Source organism: Streptomyces sp. NPDC006339 (genome assembly GCF_040612775.1).
Lineage (GTDB): Bacteria > Actinomycetota > Actinomycetes > Streptomycetales > Streptomycetaceae > Streptomyces.
This window is the reverse complement of the sequence record NZ_JBEXQW010000010.1, coordinates 181,250-189,512: the sequence shown is the minus strand read 5'-3', so window position 1 is coordinate 189,512 and position 8,263 is coordinate 181,250. Positions and strand designations below refer to the sequence as shown.

The following is an 8,263-nucleotide window of genomic DNA, read 5'->3' as shown; positions in this document are numbered from 1 at the left end:
GCTCCGGCTCGTCCCGCGACTGGGCGGCCAAGGGCACGGCCCTCCTCGGCGTCAAGGCCGTCATCACCGAGTCGTACGAGCGCATCCACCGCTCGAACCTCATCGGCATGGGCGTCCTGCCGCTCCAGTTCCCGGCCGGCCAGTCGGCCGACTCGCTCGGCCTGACCGGTGAGGAGACCTTCTCCATCACCGGCATCACCGAGCTCAACGAGGGCCGGACCCCGAGCACGGTCAAGGTCACCACCGACACCGGTGTCGAGTTCGACGCGATCGTCCGCATCGACACCCCCGGTGAGGCGGACTACTACCGCAACGGCGGCATCATGCAGTACGTGCTGCGCAACCTGATCCGCGGCTAAGGATCAGAGGTAAGGGCCCGTCTCCATGGAGACGGGCCCTTACGCATGTCCGCCACGCATGTCCGCGTGGCCTCAGCCGAGCAGCTCCACCTCCGCCAGCGCGGCGCCCGCACCACCCGTACCGCCCGCACCCGACGGCACCAGCCGGTACCGCGCGTACGTCCCCGGCTTCGCCACCGAGAACACCCGGGTCTGCCGGTCCCAGGCGAACGACTCGCCCGTCCGCCGGTCCAGGTCCGTCCACGTCACGCCGTCCGCCGAGCCCTGGAGGACCCAGTCGGCCGGCGCCGCGCCCCGTACGGACGAGGTCAGCGTGTACCGGACCGCGCGGACCGGCTTCGCCACCGGCAGCTCCACGGCGCCGGCCACCGGCCCGGCCGTGGCCGAGGTGTCGTCGAAGAGCGCCCCCGCACCCCTCACGAGGTCGGCCCGAGGCACCGGCACGCGGTCGTCCTCGGTGATCGAGACCGGGGCCGCCGAGGCACCCGTGCCCCACGCCGACGGCTTCGGACCCATGTCGAACTTCAGCGTGCCGCCCTTCGCGAGCAGCTCGTGCGGCAGCGCGGTCGAGCTCCAGCGCTTCCCGTTCAGCTTCACGCCCTGCACGTAGATGTTGCGGGCGCTGTTGCGCGGGGCCTCGACCACCAGGGTGCGGCCGTTGTCCATCCGTACCGTCGCCTTCGTGAAGAGCGGCGAGCCGATCGCGTACTCCCCGCTGCCCATCACCAGCGGATAGAAGCCCAGGGCCGAGAAGAGGAACCAGGCCGACTGCTCGCCGTTGTCCTCGTCGCCGTGGTAGCCCTGGCCGATCTCGCTGCCGGTGTAGAGCCGCGAGAGCACCTCGCGGACCTTCTCGGCCGTCTTCCACGGCTGCCCGGCCGCGTCGTACATGTACGGCACGTGGTGGGCGACCTGGTTGGAGTGCCCGTACATGCCCATCCGTACGTCCCGCGCCTCGGTCATCTCGTGGATGACGCTGCCGTACGAGCCGGCGAATTCGGGGCTCGCCGTCTCCGGCGTGGAGAAGTACGTGTCCAGCTTCTGCGCGAGGCCCGTGCGCCCGCCGTACAGGTTGGCCAGGCCCCGGGAGTCCTGCGGGGCGGTGAAGGCGTAGCCCCAGCCGTTGGTCTCGGTGTAGTCGTGGCCCCAGATCCGCGGGTCGTACGACGCCGAGGGCACCCGCCAGGCGCCCTTGGCGTCCCGGCCCTGGAAGAAGCCGGCGACCGGACCGGCGCCCGCCCCCGCCTTCGCGTCGAACAAGGTGACGTAGTTCCGGGCGCGGTCGAGGAAGTACGCCGCCTCCTCCGCGTACCGCCGCTTCCCGGTCTTCTCGTGGAGCGCCCGCGCCATCTTCGCGATGCCGTAGTCGTTGAGGTAGCCCTCCAGGGACCAGGACAGGCCCTCGTGGGTCGCGGTCGACGCGTATCCGGTGAAGGGGGAGGTGTCCATGCCCTTGCGGCCCACGCCCCGGCTCGGCGGCACGACCGTCGCGTTCTTCAGCGCCGCCTCGTAGGCCGCCTCCGCGTCGAAGTCGACGCCCTTGACGTACGCGTCGGCGAAGGCCACGTCCGAGGAGGTGCCCGTCATCAGGTCCGCGTAGCCGGGGGAGGACCAGCGGGAGATCCAGCCGCCGTCCTTGTACTGCTGCACGAAGCCGTCGACCAGCTCGCCCGCCTTCCCGGGGGTGAGGAAGGAGTAGGCCGGCCAGGTCGTCCGGTAGGTGTCCCAGAAGCCGTTGTTGACGTACGCCTTGCCCTCGACGATCCTCGCGCCGGTACGGGTCGGGGTGTCGGGCCCGACCGGGGCGGAGAAGGGGCTGGCGTACAGGAACTTCGAACCGACCTTCTCGAAGCCGGAGTTGGGGTAGAGGTAGAGCCGGTAGAGGCTGGAGTAGAGGGTCACGAGCTGGTCGTGGGTCGCGCCCTCGACGGTGACCCGGCCGAGCACCTCGTCCCAGGCGTCCTGGGCCCGCTCGCGGACGGTGTCGAAGCCGGTGCCCTCGGGGATCTCGTCGGCGAGGTTGGCCTTCGCCTGCTCGACCGAGATGAGGGAGGTGGCGATCCGCAGGTTCACCGTGCGGTCGTCGCCCGCGTCGAAGCGGAAGTGCCCCTTCACGCCCGGGGCCGCCGTCCCGTCCGGCCCGGCCGGCTTCGCCGACGCCGTGACCGGCGCGTCGAAGACGCCGTACACGAACATCCGGCCCGCTCCGGTGGACAGCCCGCTCTTCACGTCGGAGTAGGCCGTGAAGGAGCGGGTCTCCGGGTCGAGGGTGAGCCCGCCCTGGTCGGTGACGTTGTCGAAGACGACGCTCGCCTCGTCGCCGGGATAGGTGAAGCGCATCGCGGCCGCGTGGTCGGCCGGGGCGATCTCCGCCTTCAGACCGTTCTCGAAGGTGACCCCGTAGTAGTGCGGCTTCGCCGTCTCGTTCTCGTGGCGGAACGGCAGGGCGCGGGCCGCCCGGTCGGCCGGCGGGGTGCCGGCGGCGGCCGAGGGCATCACCTGGAAGGTCTGCCGGTCGCCCATCCAGGGGCTGGGCTGGTGGCTCGCCGACAGGGCCTGGAGGGTGGGCAGGTTGTCCGCGTTGTTGCCGCGCGCGTACTCGTAGATCCAGCTCTGGGTCGCCGCGTTGGTCACCGGCGTCCAGAAGTTGAAGCCGTGCGGGACGGCGGTGGCGGGGAAGTTGTTGCCGCGCGAGAAGGAACCGGAGGAGTTGGTGCCGCGGACCGTCGAGGCGTAGTCGGAGAGTCGTTCGTACGGCTGTCGCGGCGCCTTGGGGGCGATCGTGAGGTCGTCGATCCAGCCCTGGAACTTCGCCGGCCCCTTGGGGGAGTCGTACGCGACGAGGATCCGGTCCACGGTCTTGCCGTTCGCCACCTCGCCGATGCGGGAGTCGACCCGGTTCCACTGGTTGACGTAGAGCCGCTTGGCCGCCCCCTGCCCCTGCGGGCTGAGCCGCCCGCCGTGGCTGTCGACGGCACCCAGGTCGCTCAGATAGGTGCCGTCGGTGAAGGCGAGGTCCACGGAGACGTTCGTGGCGGGATAGTTCAGGTCCGTCTCGGACGCGGGCATCGACGGGAAGACCAGGTAGGACAGTTCGGTGTTCCGGACGATCCGGGTGTCGACGTCGAAGACCTTGTTGTACGAGTAGGCCCGGCCCTCGCCCTTGTGGGTGCCGGCGTAGCGCAGCGCCCGCTTCCCGGTGAAGCCCGCACCGGCCTTGGCGGTGGGGGAGCCGCTGGGGCCGCGGTCGGTGTGGCTGCGCATCTCCTCGGGGACGGGCTGGGAGGTGTCCCCGTTCGAGAACTGAACGTCGGCGAGTTGGGTGAGGCCCGCGCCCGCGTTCTTGGTGATCTCCAGGCGGTAGTGGGCGTAGGGGGTGGCGCCCCCGCCGGAGGCGCCCGGGATGTCGTAGGTCCTCGTCTCGAAGCGCTTGGCGAAGCTCTCGCCCGCGCGGGTGTCGAGGACCGTCCACTCCTTGCCGTCCGCCGAGCCCTTGAGGACCCAGTCGCGCGGGTCGCGCTCGGCGGCGTCGTTGGCCGAGGTCAGCGCGTAGGTCGCGAGGGCCACGGGGGCGTCGAGGTCGAACTCCAGCCAGGCGGTGGGCTCGAAGACCAGCCACTTGGTGCCCGCCTGGAGGTCGACCAGGTTTTCCTTCACCTCGCCGGCGTTGGCGTGCTCGCCGCTGGCGCGCACGGCCACCACCCGGTCGGTGACGTTGCCGGGGATGCCGGTGACGTAGCCGCCGTCGACGCCCGATGTCCGCTTCCGGCCGTCGGGGCCGACCTCGATGGTGTTCCGCCAGGTCGGTGGTGCTTCGTCCGCTTCGAAGGAGGTGGTGAACTCCCGTGCCGAGGTGTCCGGTTCGCCCGGAAGTGCCTGAGCCACCGAGGGGGTGAGGCTCAGGATCATGGCCGCCGAGGCCGCCAGCGAGACCGCTCTGAAAGGGGACCGCATGCCGTGTCGTCGCTCCTGCCGCTCGTTTCAGACAACGTTGTCAATCCGATGGCGCGAGAACCCAGGAGAAGGGCAACCGTCAGACGCTGTCAAGGGTGTTGACAAGAGAACGAGGGAGGAAACGGGGCAGAAACGGCTTGGGTATCCCGCAGGTCTCAACTCGGAGAAGACTGCCCGGGAAAGCTGGTTTCGATCTTGCTCCGGCGAAGGGAAGTGGACTATACCTGTCGGCGTCCGACCCGTCGTATCGCCCGCCGTCTCACTCGCCTCACTCGTCGCACCGACGAGAGCGAGGGGACCGATGAGCACGACGGCCCGACGCCTGCACGACCCAGCAATTGACCGCGGTGGCGGGGCCCTTCGCCTGAGGCGAGTGAAGTACGGGCGACCGGTACACCGCCTGAGTCCTGAATGAAGGCGAGGACTTGAGCATGGGATCCACCTCCGCCCCGAAGAACGACGGTTTCGGCCGTCGCGATCTGATCAAGCGTTCGGCCGCACTCGGTCTGATCTCGGTGCCCACCATGAGTTTCCTGTCCGCCTGCGCCTCCAGCGGGGGCGACAGCGGCGGAAACGACGCGCCCAAGGGTGAGAAGACCAAGGACAATCCGTTCGGCGTGGCCAAGGGCGGCAAGATCGACGTCGTCGTCTTCAAGGGCGGATACGGCGACGAGTACGCCAAGGCGTGGGAGGCCAGCTTCAACAAGAAGTGGGGCGTCACCGCCACCCACACCGGCACCCAGGAGATCACCGGAAAGCTCCAGCCGCGCTTCAACGCCGGCAACCCGCCGGACATCGTCGACAACTCCGGCGCCCAGAAGATCAAGATCGACGTCCTGTACAAGAACGACCAGTTGCTCGACCTCGCCGAGGTTCTCGACGCGCCGTCGGTCGACGACCCGAGCAAGAAGGTCCGCGACACCCTCATCCCCGGCACCCTCGACCCGGGCCTGCAGGAGGGCAAGGTCGTCGCCCTCAACTACATCTACACGGTGTGGGGCCTGTGGTACTCCGGCAAGCTCTTCAAGGAGAAGGGCTGGACGGAGCCGAAGACCTGGGACGAGTTCCTCGCCGTCTGCAAGGATGCCACCGCCCAGGGCATCGGCGGCCTCGCCCACCAGGGCAAATACCCGTACTACATCAACGTCGCCATCATGGACCTGATCGCCAAGACCGGCGGCCTGGACGCCATGAAGGCGATCGACAACCTCGACCCCAAGGCGTTCGTCGGCTCCGACGCCGCCAAGCAGGCCGTCGAGGCGATCTACGAGGTGGTCGAGAAGGGCTACCTCATGCCCGGCACCAACGGCCTGGAGCACACCGAGTCCCAGACCCGCTGGAACCAGTACAAGGCCGCCTTCATCACCTGCGGTTCCTGGCTGGAGAACGAGCAGATCAAGCAGACCCCGGCCGACTTCGACATGAAGTTCATGCCGATGCCGCTGCTGCCCGGCAGCAAGATGCCGTACGAGGCGATCCGCGCCGGCTCCGGCGAGCCCTTCATCATCCCGTCCAAGGCCAAGAACCTCGCCGAGGCCAAGGAGTTCATGCGGATGATGCTCTCCAAGGAGTGGTCGACGCTCTTCGCCAAGGAGGCCAACTCGCTCACCATCCTCGCCGACGGCGTGGACCCGAGCGTCAAGCTCCGCCCCGGCACCCAGTCCACCGTCGAGGCGTCCAAGAAGGCGGGCCCGAACACGTTCCGCTACCTGTACACCGAGTGGTACAGCGAGATGGACACCGAGATCCAGAACGCCTCCAACGAGCTGATGGCCAAGCGCATCCAGCCCGCGGAATGGCTCAAGCGGGCCCAGGCCGCCGTCGACAAGGCCGCCAAGGACCCGGCGTCCAAGAAGAACCGCCGCGACTGATTCGCGGACCGATCCCGCACCTCACGCCGGGAACTCCGCCGCCGGGAACATCAGGGACAGGAACGCCATGCGCAAAGGGCAGTACACGTTCGTCACGGGATTCCTCTTCATACCCGTGGCCCTCTATCTGGTCTTCGTCATCTGGCCGTACATCCAGACGTTCGGCTACTCGCTGACCGACTGGAAGGGGCAGTCGCAGACCTTCTCCTTCGTCGGTCTCGACAATTACGCCGCACTTCTGGAGGACGACGTCTTCCTCGGAGCGGTCTGGCACAACATCCTGTTCCTGGTGTTCATTCCGGTGATCACCATTCTGCTCGCGCTCTTCCTCGCCTTCATGGTGAACGCGGGCGGCGGCGGCCGGGCCGGCGGTGTCTCCGGCGTCGCCGGCTCCAAGTTCTACAAGGTCGTCTACTTCTTCCCGCAGGTGCTCTCGCTGGCGATCCTCGCGGTGCTCTTCGGCGCCGTGTACCGCAGCGACACCGGCGGCATGCTCAACGGCCTGCTCCTCAAGCTCGGCCTCATCGAGGCCGACCGGCCCATCGAGTGGCTCAACGAGCCCAGCTTCGTCCTGTGGGCCCTCATGGCCGTCGTCGTCTGGCACGGCGTCGGCTTCTACCTGGTGCTGTTCTCCGCCGCCATGCAGTCCATCCCCCGCGACATCTACGAGGCCGCCCTGATCGACGGCGCCGGCCGCGCCCAGTCCTTCTTCCGCATCACCCTGCCGCTGCTGTGGGACTCCGTCCAGACCGCCTGGGTGTACCTCGGCATCGTGGCCATGGACATGTTCGTCCTCGTCTCCACCATGACCTCGGGCGACTACGGCGGTGGCCCCGACCACCACAGCGAGGTCATGTCGACGGTCATGATGCGCAATTTCCTCTACTTCGGCAGGAGCGGCTACGCCTGCGCCATGGGCGTGGTCATGCTGCTCCTCACCCTGATCGTGTCCGTGGTCACGCTGCGCGCCACCCGCCGCGAGCGCCTCGAGTTCTGAGCGGGAGAACGTAACGATGACTGCACCCATCCAGAAGTCCGACGCGAGCCCGGCCGCCGCCGGCGACGGCTCCGTGCCCCGGCAGCGGGCGGTCCGCAAGGGCGGCACCCCGGCCCCCGGCCCGGCCCGCGAGGGCGTCGTCCTGAACGTCTTCTCCCACGGCTTCCTCGCCGTGTGGGCCCTGCTGATCGTGCTGCCGCTGCTGTGGCTGGTGCTCAGCTCCTTCAAGACCGACTCCCAGATCGCCGGGTCGGCCTTCGGCTGGCCGTCGAACTGGTCCCTCGACGTCTTCGGCCGGGCCTGGGAGAAGGGCATCGGCGACTACTTCGTGAACACCGTGATCGTCCTGGTGTTCTCGGTGCCGCTGACCATGCTGTTCGGCTCCATGGCCGCGTACGTGCTCGCGCGCTACGAGTTCTGGGGCAACCGGCTCCTCTACTACTTCTTCGTCGCCGGCGCGATGTTCCCGGTCTTCCTCGCGCTCGTCCCGCTCTTCTTCATGGTGAAGATGCTCGGGATGCTCAACACCTACCAGGGCCTGATCCTGGTGTACGTCGCGTACTCGATGCCGTTCACCGTCTTCTTCATGCACTCCTTCTTCAGGACGCTGCCGACGGCGGTCTTCGAGGCCGCGATCCTCGACGGGGCCTCGCACACCCGGGCCTTCTTCCAGGTCATGCTGCCGATGGCCAAGCCGGGCCTGCTGAGCGTCGGCATCTTCAACACGCTGGGGCAGTGGAACCAGTTCATCCTGCCGACCGTGCTCATGCAGCCGCAGAGCGGGGACGACCCCGAGCGGTACGTGCTCACCCAGGGCCTGATCCAGCTCGAACAGCAGCAGGGGTACGCGACGGACCTGCCGGTGCTCTTCGCCGGCGTGACCATCGCCATGGTGCCGATGCTGGTGGTCTACCTGTCCTTCCAGCGGCAGGTCCAGGCAGGTCTCACTTCGGCCACGCTCAAGTAACGGTCCGCACCGCCGTACGGTCCGACAGGTCCGGCTCCCGGGATTCGCCCCCGGGGCCGGACCTTTTGGTTCCGGATTCGACTACCGTCGAGGACTTGACGACGACAAGCCCCAC

4 protein-coding genes and 1 pseudogene are annotated in these 8,263 nt (G+C 68.3%); 4 read left to right on the top strand and 1 reads right to left on the bottom strand.

The features are described 5' to 3' along the window. Window positions 1-359, top strand: a pseudogene (gene acnA, locus ABZ135_RS11065) (aconitate hydratase); the annotation flags it as partial. A gap of 72 nt (window positions 360-431) precedes the next feature. On the opposite strand, the gene ABZ135_RS11060 reads toward acnA, so the two are convergent. Then, window positions 432-4,313: a GH92 family glycosyl hydrolase gene (locus ABZ135_RS11060; protein WP_356694133.1), complete on the bottom strand. Its 3,882-nt coding sequence runs from the start codon at window positions 4,311-4,313 to the stop codon at window positions 432-434. A 431-nt stretch (window positions 4,314-4,744) separates the two neighbouring features. Between ABZ135_RS11060 and ngcE the strand changes: the two genes are divergently transcribed. From ngcE to ABZ135_RS11045, 3 genes are all read left to right on the top strand, one after another. After that, window positions 4,745-6,184: an N-acetylglucosamine/diacetylchitobiose ABC transporter substrate-binding protein gene (gene ngcE, locus ABZ135_RS11055; RefSeq protein WP_356694131.1), complete on the top strand. Its 1,440-nt coding sequence runs from the start codon at window positions 4,745-4,747 to the stop codon at window positions 6,182-6,184. 67 nt (window positions 6,185-6,251) lie between these two features. Next, window positions 6,252-7,181 carry a sugar ABC transporter permease gene (locus tag ABZ135_RS11050; RefSeq protein ID WP_356694129.1) on the top strand — a complete coding sequence of 310 codons (930 nt, stop codon included), beginning with the start codon at window positions 6,252-6,254 and terminating at the stop codon, window positions 7,179-7,181. Window positions 7,182-7,197: 16 nt separating this feature from the next. Then, complete coding sequence (locus tag ABZ135_RS11045) at window positions 7,198-8,148, top strand: carbohydrate ABC transporter permease (RefSeq protein ID WP_356694127.1); 951 nt, start codon at window positions 7,198-7,200, stop codon at window positions 8,146-8,148. Window positions 8,149-8,263: the final 115 nt, after the last annotated feature.

What these genes read in the sequence shown, in the direction of transcription:
- ABZ135_RS11060 (WP_356694133.1), bottom strand. Translation starts at nt 4,313, where the DNA reads ATGCGGTCCCCTTTCAGAGCGGTCTCGCTGGCGGCCTCGGCGGCCATG.
- ngcE (WP_356694131.1), top strand. Translation starts at nt 4,745, where the DNA reads ATGGGATCCACCTCCGCCCCGAAGAACGACGGTTTCGGCCGTCGCGAT.
- ABZ135_RS11050 (WP_356694129.1), top strand. Translation starts at nt 6,252, where the DNA reads ATGCGCAAAGGGCAGTACACGTTCGTCACGGGATTCCTCTTCATACCC.
- ABZ135_RS11045 (WP_356694127.1), top strand. Translation starts at nt 7,198, where the DNA reads ATGACTGCACCCATCCAGAAGTCCGACGCGAGCCCGGCCGCCGCCGGC.